Origin of the sequence: Veillonella sp. CHU740 (assembly GCF_003992055.1) — a bacterium.
Classification (GTDB): Bacteria; Bacillota; Negativicutes; order Veillonellales; family Veillonellaceae; genus F0422.
Genome location: NZ_RQVD01000014.1, coordinates 26,067 through 47,100 on the forward strand (window position 1 = coordinate 26,067; position 21,034 = coordinate 47,100).

The 21,034-nt window shown below is 38.6% G+C and carries 16 protein-coding genes; 6 read left to right on the forward strand and 10 right to left on the reverse strand.

What is annotated here, in order from left to right; all coding sequences use genetic code 11:
* The first annotated feature begins 158 nt into the window (after positions 1–158).
* The 4 genes from pflB (at position 159) to EO115_RS07615 (ending at position 4,727) form a co-directional block, all read left to right on the forward strand.
* Positions 159–2,288: a formate C-acetyltransferase gene (pflB, locus tag EO115_RS07600; RefSeq protein ID WP_164724086.1), complete on the forward strand. Its 2,130-nt coding sequence runs from the start codon at positions 159–161 to the stop codon at positions 2,286–2,288.
* 2 nt (positions 2,289–2,290) lie between these two features.
* Positions 2,291–2,530 (forward strand): autonomous glycyl radical cofactor GrcA3, encoded by a 240-nt coding sequence (gene grcA3 / locus EO115_RS08525; RefSeq protein WP_126938357.1) that lies wholly within the window; start codon positions 2,291–2,293, stop codon positions 2,528–2,530.
* Positions 2,531–2,536: 6 nt separating this feature from the next.
* Positions 2,537–3,310 (forward strand): pyruvate formate-lyase-activating protein, encoded by a 774-nt coding sequence (gene pflA / locus EO115_RS07610; protein ID WP_126938358.1) that lies wholly within the window; start codon positions 2,537–2,539, stop codon positions 3,308–3,310.
* A 235-nt stretch (positions 3,311–3,545) separates the two neighbouring features.
* The gene (locus EO115_RS07615) at positions 3,546–4,727 is read left to right on the forward strand and encodes a sodium/glutamate symporter (RefSeq protein ID WP_126938359.1); all 1,182 of its coding nucleotides are present in this window, start codon (positions 3,546–3,548) and stop codon (positions 4,725–4,727) included.
* Positions 4,728–4,776: 49 nt separating this feature from the next.
* On the opposite strand, the gene EO115_RS07620 is transcribed toward EO115_RS07615, so the two are convergent.
* Genes EO115_RS07620 through EO115_RS07650 form a run of 7 tightly spaced genes read right to left on the reverse strand, consistent with a single transcriptional unit; the run spans position 4,777 to position 16,438 of the window.
* A complete protein-coding gene (locus tag EO115_RS07620; protein WP_126938360.1) occupies positions 4,777–6,096 on the reverse strand; it encodes a gluconate:H+ symporter in 1,320 nt (439 codons plus the stop codon).
* An 18-nt stretch (positions 6,097–6,114) separates the two neighbouring features.
* Positions 6,115–7,668: a gluconokinase gene (locus EO115_RS07625; RefSeq protein ID WP_126938361.1), complete on the reverse strand. Its 1,554-nt coding sequence runs from the start codon at positions 7,666–7,668 to the stop codon at positions 6,115–6,117.
* A gap of 13 nt (positions 7,669–7,681) precedes the next feature.
* Positions 7,682–11,302 carry a PolC-type DNA polymerase III gene (locus tag EO115_RS07630; protein WP_126938362.1) on the reverse strand — a complete coding sequence of 1,207 codons (3,621 nt, stop codon included), beginning with the start codon at positions 11,300–11,302 and terminating at the stop codon, positions 7,682–7,684.
* Positions 11,303–11,319: 17 nt separating this feature from the next.
* Positions 11,320–12,741, reverse strand: coding sequence for a VanW family protein (locus EO115_RS07635; protein WP_126938363.1), 1,422 nt, complete (start codon positions 12,739–12,741; stop codon positions 11,320–11,322).
* A 7-nt stretch (positions 12,742–12,748) separates the two neighbouring features.
* Positions 12,749–13,717, reverse strand: a complete 969-nt coding sequence (holA, locus tag EO115_RS07640; protein ID WP_126938364.1) for a DNA polymerase III subunit delta — start codon at positions 13,715–13,717, stop codon at positions 12,749–12,751.
* 10 nt (positions 13,718–13,727) lie between these two features.
* Positions 13,728–15,941, reverse strand: a complete 2,214-nt coding sequence (locus EO115_RS07645) for a ComEC/Rec2 family competence protein (protein ID WP_126938365.1) — start codon at positions 15,939–15,941, stop codon at positions 13,728–13,730.
* Positions 15,938–16,438, reverse strand: coding sequence for a helix-hairpin-helix domain-containing protein (locus EO115_RS07650; RefSeq protein WP_164724087.1), 501 nt, complete (start codon positions 16,436–16,438; stop codon positions 15,938–15,940). Before EO115_RS07650 ends, EO115_RS07645 begins: the two co-directional genes overlap by 4 nt.
* A gap of 178 nt (positions 16,439–16,616) precedes the next feature.
* Here EO115_RS07650 and EO115_RS07655 point away from each other — a divergent pair, with 178 nt between their 5' ends.
* Positions 16,617–17,843 (forward strand): aminopeptidase, encoded by a 1,227-nt coding sequence (locus EO115_RS07655; RefSeq protein WP_126938367.1) that lies wholly within the window; start codon positions 16,617–16,619, stop codon positions 17,841–17,843.
* A 235-nt stretch (positions 17,844–18,078) separates the two neighbouring features.
* On the opposite strand, the gene EO115_RS07660 is transcribed toward EO115_RS07655, so the two are convergent.
* Positions 18,079–18,750: an HAD hydrolase-like protein gene (locus tag EO115_RS07660; protein WP_126938368.1), complete on the reverse strand. Its 672-nt coding sequence runs from the start codon at positions 18,748–18,750 to the stop codon at positions 18,079–18,081.
* Positions 18,751–19,023: 273 nt separating this feature from the next.
* On the opposite strand from EO115_RS07660, the gene EO115_RS07665 reads away from it, so the two are divergent.
* A complete protein-coding gene (locus tag EO115_RS07665; RefSeq protein WP_009353629.1) occupies positions 19,024–19,248 on the forward strand; it encodes a (2Fe-2S)-binding protein in 225 nt (74 codons plus the stop codon).
* A 109-nt stretch (positions 19,249–19,357) separates the two neighbouring features.
* Here the strand turns inward: EO115_RS07665 and sufU are convergent, their stop codons facing one another.
* Both sufU and EO115_RS07675 read right to left on the reverse strand, forming a co-directional pair.
* Positions 19,358–19,783 carry a Fe-S cluster assembly sulfur transfer protein SufU gene (gene sufU, locus EO115_RS07670; RefSeq protein ID WP_126938369.1) on the reverse strand — a complete coding sequence of 142 codons (426 nt, stop codon included), beginning with the start codon at positions 19,781–19,783 and terminating at the stop codon, positions 19,358–19,360.
* 13 nt (positions 19,784–19,796) lie between these two features.
* Complete coding sequence (locus tag EO115_RS07675) at positions 19,797–21,026, reverse strand: aminotransferase class V-fold PLP-dependent enzyme (protein WP_126938370.1); 1,230 nt, start codon at positions 21,024–21,026, stop codon at positions 19,797–19,799.
* Positions 21,027–21,034: the final 8 nt, after the last annotated feature.

Consider the following 21,034-nt stretch of genomic DNA (forward strand, 5'->3'; position numbering starts at 1 on the left):
AGCCATACACTACTTTCAAATGTTTGACCATTTACTCATACACCACTTTCAAAAACGATATAACCCATGCTAAAAATTATATTGTAATGATAATCGTTATAGATTACAATAAAGTTAACCCTATGGGTTACGTTTTAATGTGTATTTGGAGGTATATTATGCAACAAGCATGGAAAGACTTCAATACAGGTGTATGGGATAAATCCGTGGACGTACGCGATTTTATCCAACGAAACTATGTGCCTTATGTAGGCGATGATTCTTTTCTAGTAGGTCCTACAGAACGAACTACTAGACTTTGGCAACGGGTATTAGATTTATATGAGGAAGAACGACAAAAAGGTTCTGTCATCGATGCAGATACTGATGTAGCAACTCATATTACGGCACATGCCCCTGGATATATTATTAAAGAAGATGAACAAATTGTAGGTCTTCAAACTGATTATCCTTTAAAACGTGCCATGTTCCCTTATGGTGGTTTACGAACTGCTAAAAGTGCTATCGAAGAGTATGGTTACAAAATGGATCCAACTCTTGAAAGCTTCTTTAAAACTCATCGTAAGACACACAATGATGGTGTATTTGATGTATATACACCTGAGATGAGAGCTGCTCGCTCTGCTCACATTATTACGGGCCTACCTGACGCGTATAGTCGCGGCCGAATTATCGGTGATTATCGCCGTGTAGCCTTATATGGTATTGATTATTTGATCAAAGACAAAGAAGATCAATTCAACATCACCATGGGCGATATGATGCCAGATGTCATTCGTGACCGCGAAGAAATTCGAGATCAAATCCGTTCTTTAAAAGAGTTAAAAGAAATGGCTGCGTCCTATGGATTTGACATCTCCAAACCTGCTACTGATGTAAAAGAAGCTATCCAATGGCTATACTTTGGCTATTTGGGCGCTATCAAAGAACAAAACGGTGCAGCTATGTCCATCGGACGTAACTCCACTTTCTTGGACATTTATGCAGAACGTGATTTGAAATCTGGTAAATATACAGAAGAACAAATCCAAGAAATGGTGGATCACTTTATTATGAAATTGCGCATGGTTCGTTTCGCACGTATCCATGAATACAACAATTTATTTACAGGTGACCCTGTGTGGACAACTGAGTCTATCGGTGGTATGGGTACTGACGGACGTACATTAGTGTCTAAAACTGCATTCCGTATTTTACATACGTTGCAAAATCTTGGTCCTGCTCCAGAGCCTAACTTGACAGTACTTTGGTCCCCTTCCCTCCCTGAAGGATTTAAAAAGTTCTGTGCGAAGCTCTCTATTGCAACATCTTCTATTCAATATGAAAATGATGAAATCATGCGCCCTAACTCTGGCGATGATTATGCGATCGCTTGCTGCGTATCTCCAATGCGTATTGGTAAAGAAATGCAATTCTTTGGTGCTCGCTGCAACTTAGCAAAAGCATTACTGTACGCAATCAATGGTGGCGTAGATGAAAAGCTGAAAAAACAAGTAGGTCCAAAATACCGCCCTATTACTTCAGAATACCTTGACTTCGACGAAGTCATGGAACGCTTTGAAGATATGACGGAATGGTTAGCTGGTGTCTATGTGAATGCCTTGAACATCATTCATTATATGCATGATAAATATGCTTATGAAAAATTGGAAATGGCATTGCATGACCGCAAGGTGACACGTTGGTTCGCTACAGGTATCGCTGGTCTTTCCGTAGTAGCCGATTCTCTATCTGCTATTAAATATGCGAAAGTAAAACCGATTCGTGATGATAATGGTATTGCTGTAGACTTTGAAATCGAAGGTGACTTCCCTAAATATGGTAATGATGATGACCGGGTAGACCAATTGGCTGCCACTGTGGTATCTGGATTTATGAATAAAATTCGTAAACATCCTACCTATCGTCAATCTGTACCAACTATGTCACTCTTAACGATTACATCAAATGTGGTATACGGCAATGCCACTGGTGCTACACCTGATGGACGTAAAGCAGGTATTCCATTTGCTCCAGGTGCAAACCCTATGCACGGACGCGATGAACATGGCGCAATTTCTTCCTTAGCATCCGTTGCTAAAATGCCATGGCGAGATTGTTGCGATGGTATTTCTAATACCTTCTCCATCATCCCAGATTCCCTTGGTAAATCTGGCGAGTCGATGGTAACTTTAGGCGACCTAGATTTAGACTTGGACCTAGGCAATATTGAACATGCCTTGGCAGATGGTTGCGAAAATCTAGCGTGCCGTGAACCTAATATTACAATTCCTGAAGAAAAGGAGTAACTATGACAAACGAACAACAAGTAGATAATTTAGTACAGTTATTAGACGGCTACAGCAAAAAAGGTGGCCATCACTTAAACGTAAACGTATTCAATCGTGAAACATTACTAGATGCACAAAAACATCCTGAATTGTATCCACAATTGACAATTCGCGTTTCTGGCTATGCTGTACATTTCAACAAATTGACGAAAGCACAACAAGACGAAGTTATTTCTCGTACTTTCCATCAATCCATGTAATCTAGTATGGTAGGTCGTATTCATTCCATTGAGACTATGGGAACCGTTGATGGACCAGGCATGCGATTTGTCCTCTTCCTTCAAGGTTGTCCATTGCGATGTGCCTATTGCCACAATCCAGACACTTGGGATCCCTCAACGTATGCCCAAGAAATGACTGTGGCAGATGTGTGGACACAATTTGAAAGGAATCGAGACTTTTATATCACTGGTGGCATCACTGTTACTGGTGGCGAAGCATTGTTGCAACTCCCTTTTATTATCGAACTCTTTACCTTATTCAAGGAAAAAGGAATTCATACTTGTCTCGACACAAGTGGGATTTGCTACACACAAGAACAGGCTAGTGAGTACGAAAAGCTTCTTTCCGTTACAGATTTAGTCATTCTTGATGTGAAAGAGATCGATTCCTCTATACACGAAACACTAACCGGCAAACCTAATGATGCAGTCCTAGCGTTCGCTAAATTTGTAGACGCTCATGGAACAGATTTTTGGGTGCGCCACGTGGTAGTCCCAACCATCACAGATAATCGCGATCGCTGGTATCGGCTTGGTTTCTTTCTAGGGGCCTTCAAACATTTGAAAGCCGTAGATTGTTTACCGTACCACGTCATGGGGGTGAATAAGTATGAAAGTCTTGGAATCTCCTATCGCTTAGATGGAGTTCCTCCCCTCTCAAAAGCTGACGCACAGCGTGCACTCCGCGTTGTCCTATCAGGAATTCGCGACTACCGCAGACGGTTGTGGTGTCCTATTACGGATGCTCCACAATCGTAAGCTCATACAAATACTTTTCTTGATTTTTATAAAAGCGCACTATCCTTCGTGGATGGTGCGCTTTTTTTGTTCATATGTTGATATTCATTTCTTATGGATAGCTTTTACATATTAGATAAATAGTTGTATAATGAGGGAGTATTATTTCAGACTATCGCGCTATGATTTAAGGTTCAAGTGAATCCTCAACTCTGCACCATCATAGTCTTTTGTATCTAAAGTTAGGAGGCATTTCATGGCATCGTCGAACATGCTACAATTACACCTTGGCCCTGTTGAGACGGTCATACTCTCGCTGTTTTCCTTTTTACTGGGCACCTTTATGCACAAACACATCAATATCTTGCATCGTTGGGCTATCCCAGTTCCGGCTATTGGCGGTTTAACCGTGGCAATAATTGTATTCCTATTACAAATTTCTGGTCTTATTTTAATCACCTTGGACAAGGCTGTTCTTGTTCCCGCTATGGTGGCATTCTTTGCCACAATGGGTCTAGTAGCGCCCGTGCAAATTTGTACATCTTCGCTGAAAGCCATCCCTCGTTACTGGGGCATGAGTACTTTGCTTGTGGTTATGCAAATCAGCATCGGTTTAGGACTAGCTAGTCTATTTGGATTAGACAAACACTATGCTATTTTATTAGGCTCTCTATCTCTTGAAAGTAGTTACTCTTTCGTATCTGCTTTAGGTCATGATTTAGGAAATGCATTAAACGGTGAGACTGTAGCACATGGTATTATTGCGTTCACTACCATTATCGGTGTATTCATCGGTGGTCCTATGGGACAATATTTAATCGAAAAGTTCAATCGCTATGAAACAGCACCTCCTCCACCAGATTCACCAGCACCGACACCGGTTGGGATTATCGTAAACTTATTGTTAGTTCTTATCTGTGTCAGCATTGGTATTGGTGGATCCCATTACTTATTGGATACCTTTGGTTTGCACATTCCTACGTTTATCGTATCTATGTTATTGGCCATTGCTATCCGTAATGGTGGCGATGCCATGGGCCAAACTTTCATCAATTCTAAAGCCATTGCCTTGTTTAGCCAAATTAGTATTACAATCTTCTTAACTACTGTGTTCATGAGCGTACCTGTAATCGCATTAAATTCTTTGACTGGACCTATGCTTGTAATTTTAGTTGTACAAATCATTGCAATTATTCTGTTTACACGATTTATTGTGTTCCCTGTGCTGTGTAAAGATTACGACGGCGTTGTCATCGGTGCTGCATTACTTGGTCACGGCTTAGGTATCACACCAAACACAGTAGCAACTATCGCTACCCTCGGTGGTCGCTATAGAAAATCCGTAAAAGCTTTCCTAGTTGTTCCTATTACAGCTACTGTATTAATCAATGTGTTTGGTATACCTATTCTACATTGGATCATGCAGTTTTATTGGTAAATATATAATATAAAATCCCCAATCCATTCACTGGACTGGGGATTTTTTATTATAAGAATAAATTAATGATTTCTACACCAATTAATCCACATACGGCAATGACTGTTTCCACCATACACCAAGAGCGTAATGTTTGTTTGACAGATAATCCGAAAAACTCTTTGAACAACCAGAATCCTGGATCATTGGGTGGGCTAAAGAATACTGAACCAGCACCTACGGCGATTACCATCAATTCAGGACTAACACCTGTTAATGGAATCAACGGTGCTACGATACCGCCAGCTGTCATAGCTGCCACTGTAGCGGAGCCTACAGCAATACGAATCACCACAGCAATTAACCAAGCTAATACTAATGGAGATACATTCACTTGCATCACAAGTTCACCGATGTAAGTACCCACACCGCTATCGATCAATACTTGTTTTAATGCTCCACCAGCGCCTACAACGAATAGAATCATAGCTACTGTTAAAATCGCTTTTTCGGAAGTAGCCATAATCTCTTTCATAGATTTACCACGAGCAAATCCAAATGTATAGAAAGCAATGATAATAGAAATTGTCAATGCTACAGATGGGTCACCAATAAAATTAAGAATTACCATAATAGCAGATGTTTTTGGTAAATTCATCATTTTACCGATCGCTGTAGCTGCCATCAAGATAACTGGTACTAAGGCTGTAAAGATGGATACTCCAAAGGATGGCATTTCCTCTTCTGTAAATTCCTTATCATTGTGAAGACCTTCAGGGATATCTGTTTTGATGTCTTTCACAGTGTTATACAACAATGGGCCTGCCAAAATAACTGTAGGAATACCGATTAAAATACCATACACCAAGGTTAATCCAATATCTGCATTGAATAATACAGAAATCGCTGTTGGACCTGGATGTGGAGGCAAGAAACCATGTGTTACAGATAAGGCAGCTACCATTGGCATACCTACCTCTAACAATGGAATATCTGCAGATTTAGCAATGGTAAAGATTAAAGGAATTAATAAGACGAAACCGATTTCATAGAATAAAGCAATACCTACAATGAATCCAGTTAAACATACGGCCCATCTTACATTATTACGACCAAACATGTTGATCAAAGTAGTAGCAATACGTTGTGCTCCACCACTATCGGCCATCAATTTACCTAAAATAGCACCAAAGCCTACTACGATTGTTAAACTACCTAAAGTAGCTCCTAAGCCTTTTTGGATGGTTGGGAAAATCTTATCGATTGGCAATCCTTCTCCAAAGGCTAATAATACACAGGCCAATAGCAATGATAAAAAGCTATTCATCTTTACTTTTACGATTAGGAAAAATAGTAAAATAATTCCTAATGCAAGAATGATTAATGGCATTTCTAATCTCCTTTCAAATTATAAACGACTAAATGGATGTTCCTTTTGGAACTGAACAAGACGTGCCAAATCGTCTTTCATATGAATATACAAACTTTCATAAATAGAGAAAAGTTCTTCATATACGGCTTGATGTTGCTCCTTAGGGTGATAGATACATTCAGGCTGTACTAGCTCTGCTGTATCCTTAATATCCGACAAAGTTCCATCAGAAATAAACCCTAACACAGCAGCGCCAAAGGAGGCACCTTCACTATTATTTGGTAATGTGATATGTTCACCGAATATATCACTCATAATTTGTACCCATAATTCAGATTTAGTGAAAGAACCACTAATGCGGATATCTTTCACCTCTTCAAACTCACGTAATGCATCAAGAACAAAGCGCAAGCTATAACAAATCCCTTCCATTGTGGCGCGAATCATGTAAGAGCGACTATGATTTAAAGATAAGCCTACGAATGCACCACGCAAATCAGAGTTCCAATAAGGAGCTCGTTCACCAGTAAAGTATGGCATTAATAGCAAGCCACCAGATCCAGCTGGTACATGTCTTGCTTTCATAGTCATTAAATCATAAGGGTCCACCGATAATTGTTCCATTTGTGAACCATGATAATGTAAAATCCGATCACGCATCCAACGCAAAATCATGCCACCATTGTTGATCGCTCCACCAGCCACCCACATGGTATCCGTTAAATTATAGCACCAAGTACGACCTTTGGGATCCATTTGTGGCTTTTCTGTAAGCATACGGATAGCACCAGAGGTACCTATAGTAGCACTTAACTGTCCTTTAGAAACAGCGCCAATACCAACATTTACCAACACTCCATCAGTGGCGCCGATGACAACTGGCGTGTCCACAGGTAAACCTAAACGCTCTGCTACACCTGCTACTAACTTACCACTATAGGTTGTGGATACTACCTTAGGCAGTTGTTCCTCTTGAATCCCTACATAGTCTAAAATTTCAGAATCCCAAGATTCTGTGAAGGCATTAAATAAACCAGAACTAGAGGCCACAGATTTATCCGTTACCCACTCTCCTGTCATCAATCGGAACATATAATCTTTGATAGATCCAATATGAGCCATACGAGCAAAGATTTCAGGCTGATTTTCTTTGACCCATATGATTTTAGCCAATGGATACGACGCGTGTAGCGGACAGCCTGTTCTAAAGTAGAATTGCTTACACTGTTCGTCTTGTTCCATGCGGTGCACAATATTGGAGCTTCTGCTATCCGCCCAGGTAATCATATTCCCTAATAAATCAAACTGTTTATCTTGAGGAATAAAACTGTGCATCACAGAACTTAAGGCAATCCCAGATATAGTCACTAATTTATATTGTAACTCTTTTACTACACCAGCGATAACTTCTTCTGCAGCATCATAAATTTGTTGAGGATTTTGCTCTGCTCGATCATATTGTGGTGTTTCTAGTGGATAGAAAGCATCTCGTACAGCTACCGATTTACCTTGTGCTGTATATGCCATGGCACGTACGCCTGTGGTTCCCACATCAACGCCTATCCATACTGCTTCTCTAACTTCTGACATATCATAACTCCTATTATCCAAATAAATTCATTTGTTCATCTTCTGGCAAGTCCTGTAAACACCCTAGCTCTACCATACGATTCGCTATGGTCTGTGACATCTTCGTTCGTCGTCGCAGATCCTTAATCGATAAGAAGTCTGCTTTTTCTCTCTCTTCTACGATCAAATCTGCCACTTTTTCACCTAAACTATCCACAGCCACAAATGGAGGTAATAAAGAAGTTTCATCTTTAATCGCAAATCGTCTAGAGGCAGATGTAGCTAAGTCTACATTTGCAAAATGATATCCTCTTTGTTTCATTTCCAAGGATACCTCTAAGGCTGAAATTAAATCTTTTTCCTTTGGAGATGCTTCATACTTAGCCTCTAATGCCTTTAATCGTTTAAACTCTCGTTGCTGTTCTTCTAAAGAGCCCATCATAATTTTCAAGTCAAATGCTTTCGCACGAATCGAAAAATACGACGCATAAAAAGCCAACGGATAGTTGATCTTATACCAAGCAATGCGGAATGCCATCATAACATACGCAACAGCATGGGCTCTTGGGAATAAATAGGAAATCTTTTTACAAGAAGCAATAAACCACTCTGGTACATTGGCGGCGCGCATTTGATCTTCATAATCTGTTTGCGCTACACCTTCTTTATTTCGCTTCTCTATGCCTTTACCCTTACGCACATTTTCCATAACGGAAAAGGCTACGTTATCAGCTACACCATGATTGCGCAAAAAGTTCATAATATCATCGCGAGTCGAAATGGCTTCATTCAGTTTACAGGTACCTGTTTTAATTAATGTTTGTGCATTATCCACCCATACATTGGTCCCATGAGAGAATCCAGATATACGAACTAGATCAGAAAACGTTTGTGGCTTTGAATCTTCCAACATGGCCCGTACGAATCCTGTTCCTGATTCTGGCACAGCCAACGTTGCTACTTTGTCACCTTGTAATTGTGCAGGGGTTAAGCCTAATGCTTTCGTAGAGGAAAACAAACTCAATGTATCAGGGTCATCGAAAGGAATACTCGTAGAAGGTACCCCTGTCATATCTTCTAACATCCTGATGATAGTAGGATCATCATGACCCAATATATCAAGTTTAGTCATACGACCTTCAATCGAGTGATAATCAAAATGGGTTGTTATAATACCACTTTCTTTTTTATTAGCCGGATATTGGACAGGCGTAAAATGATGTACATCCATATCTCGAGGACAAACCATAATCCCCCCTGGATGTTGCCCAGTTGTATTCTTTACCTTCGTAAATCCTGTAGACAAACGTTCAATAAAAGCGCGACGTTTTTGTAAATCATTAGCTTCTGCATATTTAAATGTATATCCTACAGCTGTTTTATCTGCTATCGTACCAATGGTTCCCGCTCTAAAGACATTATCGCGCCCAAAGAGTTCTTCTGTGTATTTATGTGCACGTCCCTGATAATCTCCAGAAAAGTTCAAGTCAATATCAGGCACTTTGTCTCCATGGAACCCCATAAAAATAGCAAATGGAATATCATGACCATTCGCTATGAGTGGTGTACCACATTCTGGACACTCTCTACGTGGTAAATCAAAGCCCCCAGCGTATTCCCCTTTTAGATAAAACTCACTCCATTTGCAATGAGGACACACATAATGTGGCTCCAATGGGTTTACTTCTGTAATATCAGCCATGGTAGCTACAAAAGAAGAACCTACGGAACCACGAGAACCAACTAAATATCCATCATCTAATGATTTTTTTACTAATTTATGGGCGATATAATACAACACACCAAAGCCATTGCCAATGATACTTTTTAATTCATAATCTAACCGATCCTGTACTGTTTTCGGTAATGGGTCTCCATAGATAGCCTTAGCTTTTGCATAGCACATATCTTCAAGAGCTTTATCTGCCCCTTCAATTTTAGGCGAGTAGGTACCATTAGGAATTGGCACGATATGGTCAATACGATCATTAATTGCTCTTGTATTGGTCACAACCACTTCGTAAGCGATGTCTTCCCCTAAATACGAAAATTCCTGTAACATTTCTTCTGTTGTACGCATGTGCATACAAGGCTTATCTTTTACATCTTTTATATCACAAGCCGTTAGCATAATCTCACGGTATTGTTTATCTTCTGGATGTAAATAGTGTACATTTCCCGTGGCAGCCACCGGTATTTGTAAAGCATGACCTATATCAACGATGCGATGATTGATTGCTTTCAAATCTTCTTCTGTTTTCAATAGTCCTAGCTTTATAAAGTCTTTATAGTATTCATGAGGTTGAATTTCTAAATAGTCATAAAATCTAGCAATATCCTGTAGCTCTTCATCAGATGCTCCATGTGCCACCGCTTGTATCAATTCTCCTTTTTTACAAGCAGAGCCTAGAATGATGCCTTCTCTGTGATCAAGAATGACTTCTCGAGGTAGCCGAGGATATTCGTCAAAATAATTCAAATGACTAATGGATATCATCTTATACAGGTTGCGAAGGCCCACCATATTTTTAGCTAATATAATAATATGGTTAGGTGTTTTTTGGTCTTCTTGGTCTATTAAATATCCTTCCACTCCATAGAGAATTTTAACTCCTTTTTCAGCGGCATAGGCTTGTGCTTCTGGAAACGCTTGTACAACACCGTGATCTGTAATGGCTACAGCAGGGTGCCCCCACTCCTTAGCTAGGCTAACAATATCTTTCACCGCTACAAGAGCATTTTTGTCAGACATTTTTGTATGTAAATGTAATTCTACTCGTGTTTCTTCACGATTTTCAGTGCGTACTTCTATAGATTCTGATGGAATCGGTCGGACAGACTCCATATCCAACACATAATCCTTTACATACTCTTCATCATAGATGACCTCTCCTTTAATCTGAACTTTTTTAGCAGATTTTAGGATTTTAAAAAGTTGTGGTCCATCTTCAGAGGCTCTCGTAAATCGTTTCACACACAAACTGTTGTGATCATCTACCAGATGCCCCGTAATCAAATAGCGTTTTTTGGGCTCTTCACCTTTTTCACGAGCTTTTTGTACAGCTTTACTATCTTCCTTAGGTCGTAACTCACGAATATCTAAATTGTGAAAGGATCCAGATACTACGATAATTTCACCGGTTCTAACAAAAAAATCATTTGTTGTATGCGTATCTGGCTCGTCAAATGCTTGTCCTAATAGCATTCCCTCATCTGTACTAGTTTTTTTTCTACGCTGAGGATACGGAGATGTTGATTCAATCTGCACCATTGGAATTGGCTTATCTCGCACAACCGGCTCTTCATATAGGTTATCTAAATATGCTGAAGATTCAACCTCTCCTTGGCAATCAAGATACATGTCCATTTCATCTAGATACTGGTCATAGGCATCTAAATCAAAGCTTTCAGGAGCACCAATCTCTATATCATGAGTCATCGTATTCCATTCAGTTTGTACTGGTAGAATACAATAGCCCTTTTCTGTCTCCACCAACTTACAATCCTGTACTATCGATGCATATACGTCTTGTATGTGTAAACTCATCATTTCATCGGTAGGATTGGAACGATCAATATGCAGTTTTCCATCTTTTATAAACAAGTAAAAGTCAGCTTGACCTTTTCCTTTTCGTACCAAATGATATCGTTTCATACTACCTCAATTATGCTTTATCGCTTATTGTTTTCGCTCTTTTTAGGCTGCTCTTTTCCCTTTGTTTGAGACCCCTCTTGTTTCTGATCTTCTTTCGCCTCTTTCACATCTTTTTGCTTAGGTTTACCAGCTTTCACCACAACAGATTCTACTGGTTCATAGTAAGAGTTAAATGTATACGTAGCTGTACGACCATCACCATAGGTAATTGTTCTAGTCGTATCTACAGAGATTCCTGCATGTCCTGCTGATTCCACAACATCTTCTGTGGCATTAGGATCTACGCGTTCTATCACTTGATTTGGAACTGTACGTTCATTACTTTTCGTAATAGACACAGACTGCGGAACATCCTCTTTAGCTCCTAATATTGAAATTTTCACATATCCATTACCTTCTTCGGTAATCACATAAATAGGATGTGAGTATGGGTTTTTAAATTTAAAGTCAATATACCCCCATGCTACTGTCGCATCAAGGCCTACTGGGATATAGGATACTGGAGCAAAATGTGTATCTCTTTCTACAATATCCATACCTGCCAATAAAGCACTATTGAACAAAGTAGAACTGATTTGACAAATACCTCCACCAATACCAGGCACTAGACGTCCTCCAACAAACACAGGCGCATCATCATAGCCAGCTTCTGCAGTTCTCTCACCTACGACTTCATTAAAGGAGAATACACCACCTGCTGGTATATACGTTTGATGAATTTTTTGTCCTGCTAAGTGAATATTATGAGCACGATTGGTATTGGAACTATCAAAGTGAGTCGTATATGTCCCTAATACATTGGTAATGCTCTCTAAATCTTTATCCTGAATTGTAGGCTGTGCAGCTTCATTAATAACAAGGTCCAATGTTTCTACATTTCCTTCTTGTAACTGTTCTTGCAATCGTTTGATAGTAGCTGGAATATCTAACTTACGACCTACTTTTGCAGAATGATGGACAATGGTATCACCCTCTAAAGTAATTGTCGCATTTGATCCTGTTTCCCCCATAGATTTTGCATATTCTAACAGGTAATTTTCAACCGTAGGTCCATCCATTTTATACCGTATAGGCAAGTTTTTTGCACCCACTATGGCTTGCATCCGATGCCATACATACTCACCTACATTAGATTCATAGCCATGATCAATACTATCGGTCAAGGTCCCTACTATATCTACGGTAATCCCCAACTCACGCAAACTCATAGTTTTCTTTCCGCCACTTGAATCTACAATTGTGATGGATTTAGTGTTTGCTTCTGATTCCACTTGTTTAATATATTGTTCTACATCTTCACGGGATTGATTAGATATAGAGTGTCCATTGAGCTGTAACCCATAAATAATTTGACCTGTAGGCCATAAAATTCCTGCTGCAGATGCGCCCCCTAATAGAGCAAATGCGGCTACGATTGCTGCTATTTTTTGCTTTCTCATAAATCTCCTAACTTGCACAATAGGCTAAACATACGTCTTGAAATTGACTCATATCAAACATACCTTGTCGACTCCCTAAAGTAATTCGGTATAGTTCACGAAGTAACTGGGCCACGGCTGGAATCTGAATATGTTTCCTAGCTTCGTATGCCAGTTTAACAGGGTACGGATTCACTTGCATCCCCTTTTCCTTAAATAGCTTTTGAATTTCTGGCAGTGATAATCCGTAAAATGCACATTCACTTACCATCAATTGCAAATGCATTTGATTATGAACATAAGCCATCGCCATATCAACAGATTTGTTCTTTAACATAGATGGAAATAAATCTAGCAAAGTGCGAGCATCTTTTTTGATAAGAGCTTCTTTGAATCGAAAAATATTTTTGTCTCCAAAATCTGTCAAATGTTCTTCTAAGAATTCTCTAGTGATATTTTTATGCGTACCCAATAGTAAAAACAAACGGTCGAAATCAGTTCGTAAAAATCCTAAGGGAACATCTTTCCAAAGATCTACGACTTCACGTAAGTAAGACATTCCTTGGGTATCAAGTTTTTTACCATGTTCTTTACAATAGGTTTGAATCCACTGAAAGAGGGACTCTCCTTCTAGCTTTTCAAACTTATAGGATTCTACAGCTTGTAAAAATGCTTTATTCCCTTGCAATCGACCATCGATGGACTCAGGGTACACAATAAGGATAGGATCTGTACCATCATATTGTATGAGAAACTCTCGTAATTGTTGCCATCCAGAGCTCGCCTTTTTCTTTGACTTATCAAAGATAGGTATATGAGTAAGTAGAAATACTCTTGGCTCTCCAAACAAAGAAACTTCTTGCACTTGTCCCATAATATAATCAGGACCTTGTTCCTCACGTAAAGTAAACAAGGTCCGATCTGTATAGGTACTTAAGAGATTCTGTTTTTTTTCTTCCAATAACTGTGGCTCATCTCCGTAGAGTAATGTAACCATCTTTCACCTCTTATAGTGTAAACATATTATCCTCGTCACTACCTACAATATATACCCCTTCTTCCACATCAAACCGACTGTGCAATGTATTCCAAACTATAAAATGTTTGGCCCCTTTTTGCTGATATTCTAATAAACGTTCTGTAGAAGTCAGTCCATATATTGTATTCGCTTTACTCTTTGTATTATACACTATTTCAGTACTTTTTTCCTCTTCTTTTCTTGGATTTAGATGAAATATACGATTACCTTTTACTATGATTTCATAACCATCTTTTTTATGTTCAGATACAACTAACCAGTTAGATTGTATTCCTTCTTTTTCTTGTCCCTTCACATAGTAAGTACGCAATGTATCTATATGTGAACTTCTCTTTTGATAGGCATCAACGAATAGACTATTCCACTGTTGAAATCCATTATGATGTAACACATTTACACATTGTTTCATATCACGTTGCGATATATCTCCATTCTTAGCGTCTATATATAAATACGCCTCTCTATGAAGACCTGTTTTATACACCATGCAAGCTGGTCCTGAATGCAATGCGATAGGGACTATGTGAATTGTAGTCATCGTATAGGATATCATTAGTGGTAGTACCCCCAATGCTAACAAACCAACACTAGCCATTCGATTCCACCTCAGATGTATTGGTTCTTTTAGTGCTAGTAGCCAATATACATAGGATAATCCCATATACCATAGTAACACTAACCAAATTGGCATCGGCGGGGACCATAATACACCTAAATCACGTATAGCCACTAGAAGAGCTACACTTGCTTTCAGAATAAAGCCTAAAACCCACCAGCCCCACGTACATACAACAATAGAATTAAGTACAGACAAGAGAAGCCCTATAATAATTGCCATATCGAGTAATGGACCTACTATAAGATTTGATAGAATACTTAAGAAGCTCACATTATAGAAATAATATAGTTCCACAGGAAAAATTAATACCTGTGCGGATATGCATAAGGCGATTGCTTTTGAAATAGTACTAGGTGGAAAAATTCGATATACATAAGGGTATAAGCCAATAATTCCTAAGGTGGATCCAAAGGATAAAATAAAACTGATATCTACAGCATACAAAGGTTTCCACAATAGTAAGCATACCGCAGAAAGTACTAACCCTTGTATTGCTCTATATGTTCCTCCATGTAGAGCTACATATCCAGCCAATATCCCCATCATAGCTGCTCGCAATACAGGTGGACTCCATCCGACAATTGTACAATACACAAGTATCATACTAGTGGTGACTAAAAACTCTGTTCTCTTAGATTTACAAAACGGTTTTACAATGAATGAAATTATTAAAAATAATAGTGCAATATGTGACCCTGATACAGATAAAATATGTATGAGGCCTGTTTCACTAAATAACTTGACTGTTGCTTCTGGTAATGTGACATACTGTCCACCTAAGACTAGGGACGCTCCCAAAGTAGCAATAGATGGATCTAAGTGTTCTTCAAACTGTTTAGCAATCCAATGATGTATCTCATCCATTGTATTCCATATGACAAAGATACTATCTTTGATATGCCCCCATCGTGTTGGCGTTATTCTATATGAACCTACAATTTGACCATCATAAAGTGTTCCTACTAATGAATCGTTAATATGTCGCGTTTTCATAGATATGGCACCACTCTGTTCATAGTAAGTGAAACCTTTAACAACACCTTCTATCCGATATCGTTCGCCTATATGGATAGAAGGTCTTCCACGTACATAAACACGTATGTTACCACTTGCTGGCAATGTTTCAGAGTTATTCTCTTTGTCTATGGCGAGACCTTCTACAGTGCCATCTACAACTGTCATCAGGCCATCTACAGTCATTGTCTCCTGAGGAGATCCAGTTACTTGTATATGATAAATTCCCTGTGTTCCATAGTAAAAGGGCCGCTCTTCATGATACGAGTTAATCACAGTATCTGCACGTATGTAACCCATACCCAGCGACACTGTGACAACCATTGACATCCCCATCAAATAGGCAATCTTAGTCCGAATTGGTTCAGTTCTCTGTTCATAATATGACTTGCTCATTTGGAATACAATGCCCAAAATACTAACTATACAAACCCATTGTGCCAAGTAAGAAGTATATTCATAATGATAAAGAGCTATGGAGATGCCTAATATCATCCCCATTACGCTACCGCTCCCTATATCAATTGGTTTTGGTATCCAACGTCTCATAATCGTACTTTCTCCACAATCTTTTTATACAAAGCAGGACCTATCCCTTTTACATGTTTCAAATCTTCTAATTGTTTGAATGGTCCATGTTCATTTCGATAGTCCACTATTTTTTTCGCCATCTTAGGCCCTATTCCAGATATCTTTTGTAATTCTGCTTCTGAACTATCATTAATTGAAATATTCTGTCTTCTCAACAATTCTTCTGGATTACCACGGAAGTTAAAATCTACATGGAGATGTGTGCTTTCATCAATAGTCTCTTCCATATGCAAACGATTGACATCGGCATACGGCAATAATCCTTTACTCGCTTCTATGGCTGCTTTTACTGTGACTGGTGATGTTAATTCATACAAACCAGGCTCTTCCACAGCCCCTGTAACATAGACTAAGACTTTTCCCTTCTCACTGGATGCATCCTGATTCTCTTTGTTACCATGTTCTTTACTAATTTCCTCATGAGTTGTTGTAATTGATTCTGCATCGCCTTTCATCGATGTATCTGCTATAATAGAATAGTACCCACATACACAAACTAGGAATATAACTACAATTAGTATATTCCGTTTTTTACTTGATAGTTTCATAGTATCACGACCTTTCTTAGTTAGATTTCGTGATACATCGGTAGTATCCTTTAAAATTTACTACCAGTATATATTGGGAGGTTATATGAAAGAAAATTTACAAGAATATGCACGTTTATTGCTTCAAGAAGGAGTTAATTTACAACAAGATCAGTTGTTAGTTATCAACGGAGATGTTGAAAACAAAGACTTCGTATATATTGTGGTAGAAGAAGCTTATGCACTAGGTGCAAAAGATGTACATATCAATTGGCGCAGTACTATCACTGCAAAATCACGTTTAACCCACGCTAAGGATACTGTATTAGCTAATCCTGCTCCTTGGATCGCCGATATGTACCATCATATAGTAGACTCTAATGCTTGTATTTTATCTTTAATTAGTGCAAATCCATTTGCTTACGAAGGCGTTCCTTCTGAGAAAATTGCCTTATCTTCTCGCAGCATGAGTAAATTAACTAAATTTTACCATGAAGCAATCATGGATTCTAGTCTTACTTGGTGTGTTGCCTCTGTGGCTACCCTTACTTGGGCTAACCTATTAGGCTATGAAGCTACTGATGATGAAAAAGTAAATCGCCTATGGAATACAATCTTTACATTATGTCGTATGAAGAATGTATCCGAAGATGAATCTTTCTCCACCCATTTAAACCGTTTAGCACAGCGTACAGCTACATTAAATGATCTGCAGTTAGTATCCTTACATTATACATGTCCAAATGGTACTGATTTGACAATTGCCCTTCCCGATGGTCACCTTTGGTTAGGTGGTAAAGAAGCCTCTAAAAAAGGGATTATCTTTGATGCTAACATTCCTACAGAGGAAGTGTTTACAGCTCCTCATTACGCAGGTGCTAATGGAACTGTGTATTCTACAAAACCACTCATTTATGATGGCAATCAAATCGAGGAGTTTTATTTTACATTTAAAGATGGAAAAGTTGTAGATTATGGTGCCAAAGAAGGTAAAGAGTATTTAACTAATTTAATTGAAACAGATGAAAACTCTTGCTACCTTGGTGAAGTAGCGCTTGTAGATCACTATTCTCCAATTAGCCAATCCAATATGATTTTCTTCGAGACCCTTTATGATGAAAATGCTTCGTGTCATTTAGCACTAGGTGCTGCGTATCCTACTTGCCTGGAAAATAGCGATGGTATGAGCCAAGAAGAATTGCGTAATCATGGATTAAATACATCCCTTGCCCATACAGATTTTATGATTGGTCATGAACATATGACGATAATGGGATTGACAAAAGATGGTAAAGAAGTCCCTATCATGATTGATGGACGTTTACAAGTATAGATGTATTCCAAAAGAGGAAGGTTGAATTTGTTTCAACCTTCCTCTTTATTCTTTTCAGAATTGCTCTTCAATATATATGTATGTACGTATAAAATTTTCTACTCTACTTACAGGTTATATATCGAACATATTTTCTTTTGCCATAGTTTTAGAATAAACAAAAATATATTCGATATATTGTATCACAAAAATAGATACAAAACTATGAATATATGGGCTTACTCATAAATCTGATTTATAATAATGTATCTACAGCGATATTCACTATTAAATCTGATGGATTCTCACAAATATAATCAGCTCCTGCCGCCTCTAATTCTTCTACACTTCCATATCCATAGGAAACTCCCATAGCTACACAGTTGTGAAGTTTAGCTGCTTCCATATCATATTTTCTATCTCCCACCATATACCAACGAGATATTTTATATTTCTGTGCAGTAATCGTATTCATATCTTGTAAAGCTTCGCGTAAAATATCTTCCTTATGAATTAAACCAATATCTCGATTCGCACCTCGGATCACTTCAAAGTATTGGTCTAATTTAAAATGTTTAATAATATCTTTTGCTTGCTCCTCTGGTTTTGCCGTAGCAATACCAACATAAGCGCCTGTTTTTCTCAATGCTTGCAAAGCAGCCTCAATTTGAGGGTACACAGCATTTTCATATTTTCCAGTAGCATCATAGCGTTCTTTAAAATATCCATAGGCTTCTTCAATCTGTTCTTCTGTCATATGGCAGTGATCCCGGAAAGAATCTGTTAATGGTGGTCCAATAAACAATTGCAATGTTTTTTCATCGGGAATAGGTTGCTCCATTTTTTCTAGAGCATACTTAATAGACTTAAGAATCCCCTCACGAGAATCTGTTAAGGTTCCATCTAAATCAAAAATTACACAAATCATAATAACTCCTATATATTATCTATCATAATACTATATGTGGTATCTATAGTTGTTGTATCACTTCCACTGTTCGGTTCGTCTTCTATGATATCACCCGATAGTATCTACCAATTTAGGCAATGCCTACTGCTAAATATATCTCCATTGCCTTCTCTTAGACTACGATACGATAATATCCCTACTGTCTTTCATATGCACATTAAAAGTTCTTTACAATACTTGTATGGCAGAGTATACTATATATAGAAAAGTTTCTATATATAGGAGGACAGTATGGAAGATAATCAAATTCCTACGGCCATTTTAGATAAATTAACAAAAGTTTGTACTTGCCGTAGTATTACAAGAAAAGCAATTAAAGAAGCAATCTTAGATGGCTGCGATACATTCCCTAAAATTAGAGAGCGCACTAGTGCTGGTACCGGCGCATGCGGTGGCAAAGGTTGTGGACCTCGAGTGGTGAAACTCTTAAAAGAGCACCAAGAAGGACAATGGTAATCAATCAACATAAAAATGATAGGATAGGCGATATACATCGCCTATCTTTTTATTAGATACACAAAAAAGGCTGCTCAAGAATGTAGGTCATTCTGTAGCAGCCTTCCTTTTATTTCTTCAATGCTTCACGCAATGTATGCCAAGCAAGCACTGCACATTTAACACGGGCAGGCATGTTAGAAATATTTTGTAAAGCTATGGCATCTTCTAAGGCTTCTAATTCTTCTTCATCTGTCACTTCTTTTTTAATCATTCCTAAGAAAAGATCCACTAATTGGAATGCTTCTTCTAAAGATTTACCAGTAATGACATCAATCATCATAGATGCCGATGCTTGGCTGATAGCACAGCCAGAACCTGTATATGCAGCATCTTTTACAATGCCATCTACCACATTCACTTGCAATGTTAAATCATCACCACAGCTTGGGTTATGACCATGCTCACTAGCGGTAAAAACATCTAATAAACGTTTATTACGCTTATCTTGGTTGTGCTCCAAAATCAGTTCTGTATACACTTGATCCATTTCCATGGTATTGTTCTCCTTACTCTGACAAGCCCATGGTTGGTCGAACTGTTTTCAGGGCTTCTAAAAATTGATCTAAATCTTCTTTTTTAGTATATATGTACATACTAATACGGTTGGATGCTGGTACACCATAGTATGCACCTAATGGCTGTGCACAATGATGTCCAGAACGTAAGCATACCCCATGACTATCCATAATTGTTGCCACATCATGTGGATGTACGTCATCCACAGTAAAAGCGATAACGCCATGCTTTTCTTCTGGATTTGCACTGCCTAGCAAATGAATATGAGGCATAGCCGCTAGTTTTGGTAATACATAGCGCACCAATTCTTGTTCATATTCATGGATCGCATCCATACCAAATTGTTCCAAATACTCAATAGCAGCTTTCAATGTGACAGCACCATGTGCATTAGGTGTGCCAGCCTCAAATTTATAAGGTACTTCATTGAATGTGGTAGTTTGTTCTTTCACATATTCAATCATGTCCCCACCAAATAAGAATGGATCCATGTCTTCTAGTAAGTGATATTTTCCATATACAACGCCAATACCTTGAGAGGCACACATTTTATGTCCTGAGAAAACGAAGAAATCACAATCTAAAGCTTGTACATCAATAGCTTGATGAGGAGCCGATTGCGCTCCGTCTAGGATAGCGATAGCACCAACAGCATGAGCACGTTCCACTAGCTCTTTTACAGGAAACTCCATACCTAATACATTACTCACATGGGCAAAGGATACAATTTTAGTAGATGCATCAATTTTATCCATTTCACCATCTTTGATGTGACCAGTTTCGTCTAGGTACATATATTCCAATGTTGCACCTGTCACACGGCATACAAACTGCCAAGTCACAAGATTCGCATGATGCTCTGCCACAGTAATGACGATTTTATCGCCTGCCTTAATATGTTTCAAAGCGTAAGAATGAGCAATTAAGTTCAAGCTTTCTGTCGTGTTACGAGTGAAGATAATTTCTTCACGTTTACGAGCATTAATAAATCGTTGCACCACATCACGAGTACCTTCATAGGCCTCGGATGCTTCCATAGCCAACACATGGGCCCCACGATGTGGATTCCCATTGTGATTTGCCATATGTGTTTCTAACGCTTTCATCACTGGCACTGGAATTTGTGTAGTGGCACCGCTATCCAAGTATGCAATGCGTTTACCACGATGGGTTCTTGTTAAAATTGGAAAATCTTTATATGCCTCTGCTATTGGTTTCATACTATCCC

Bases quoted from the DNA above. Each gene is read 5' to 3' on its own strand.
- pflB (WP_164724086.1), top strand. From the start codon at position 159: ATGCAACAAGCATGGAAAGACTTCAATACAGGTGTATGGGATAAATCC.
- grcA3 (WP_126938357.1), top strand. From the start codon at position 2,291: ATGACAAACGAACAACAAGTAGATAATTTAGTACAGTTATTAGACGGC.
- pflA (WP_126938358.1), top strand. From the start codon at position 2,537: ATGGTAGGTCGTATTCATTCCATTGAGACTATGGGAACCGTTGATGGA.
- EO115_RS07615 (WP_126938359.1), top strand. From the start codon at position 3,546: ATGGCATCGTCGAACATGCTACAATTACACCTTGGCCCTGTTGAGACG.
- EO115_RS07620 (WP_126938360.1), bottom strand. From the start codon at position 6,096: ATGCCATTAATCATTCTTGCATTAGGAATTATTTTACTATTTTTCCTA.
- EO115_RS07625 (WP_126938361.1), bottom strand. From the start codon at position 7,668: ATGTCAGAAGTTAGAGAAGCAGTATGGATAGGCGTTGATGTGGGAACC.
- EO115_RS07630 (WP_126938362.1), bottom strand. From the start codon at position 11,302: ATGAAACGATATCATTTGGTACGAAAAGGAAAAGGTCAAGCTGACTTT.
- EO115_RS07635 (WP_126938363.1), bottom strand. From the start codon at position 12,741: ATGAGAAAGCAAAAAATAGCAGCAATCGTAGCCGCATTTGCTCTATTA.
- holA (WP_126938364.1), bottom strand. From the start codon at position 13,717: ATGGTTACATTACTCTACGGAGATGAGCCACAGTTATTGGAAGAAAAA.
- EO115_RS07645 (WP_126938365.1), bottom strand. From the start codon at position 15,941: ATGAGACGTTGGATACCAAAACCAATTGATATAGGGAGCGGTAGCGTA.
- EO115_RS07650 (WP_164724087.1), bottom strand. From the start codon at position 16,438: ATGAAAGGCGATGCAGAATCAATTACAACAACTCATGAGGAAATTAGT.
- EO115_RS07655 (WP_126938367.1), top strand. From the start codon at position 16,617: ATGAAAGAAAATTTACAAGAATATGCACGTTTATTGCTTCAAGAAGGA.
- EO115_RS07660 (WP_126938368.1), bottom strand. From the start codon at position 18,750: ATGATTTGTGTAATTTTTGATTTAGATGGAACCTTAACAGATTCTCGT.
- EO115_RS07665 (WP_009353629.1), top strand. From the start codon at position 19,024: ATGGAAGATAATCAAATTCCTACGGCCATTTTAGATAAATTAACAAAA.
- sufU (WP_126938369.1), bottom strand. From the start codon at position 19,783: ATGGAAATGGATCAAGTGTATACAGAACTGATTTTGGAGCACAACCAA.
- EO115_RS07675 (WP_126938370.1), bottom strand. From the start codon at position 21,026: ATGAAACCAATAGCAGAGGCATATAAAGATTTTCCAATTTTAACAAGA.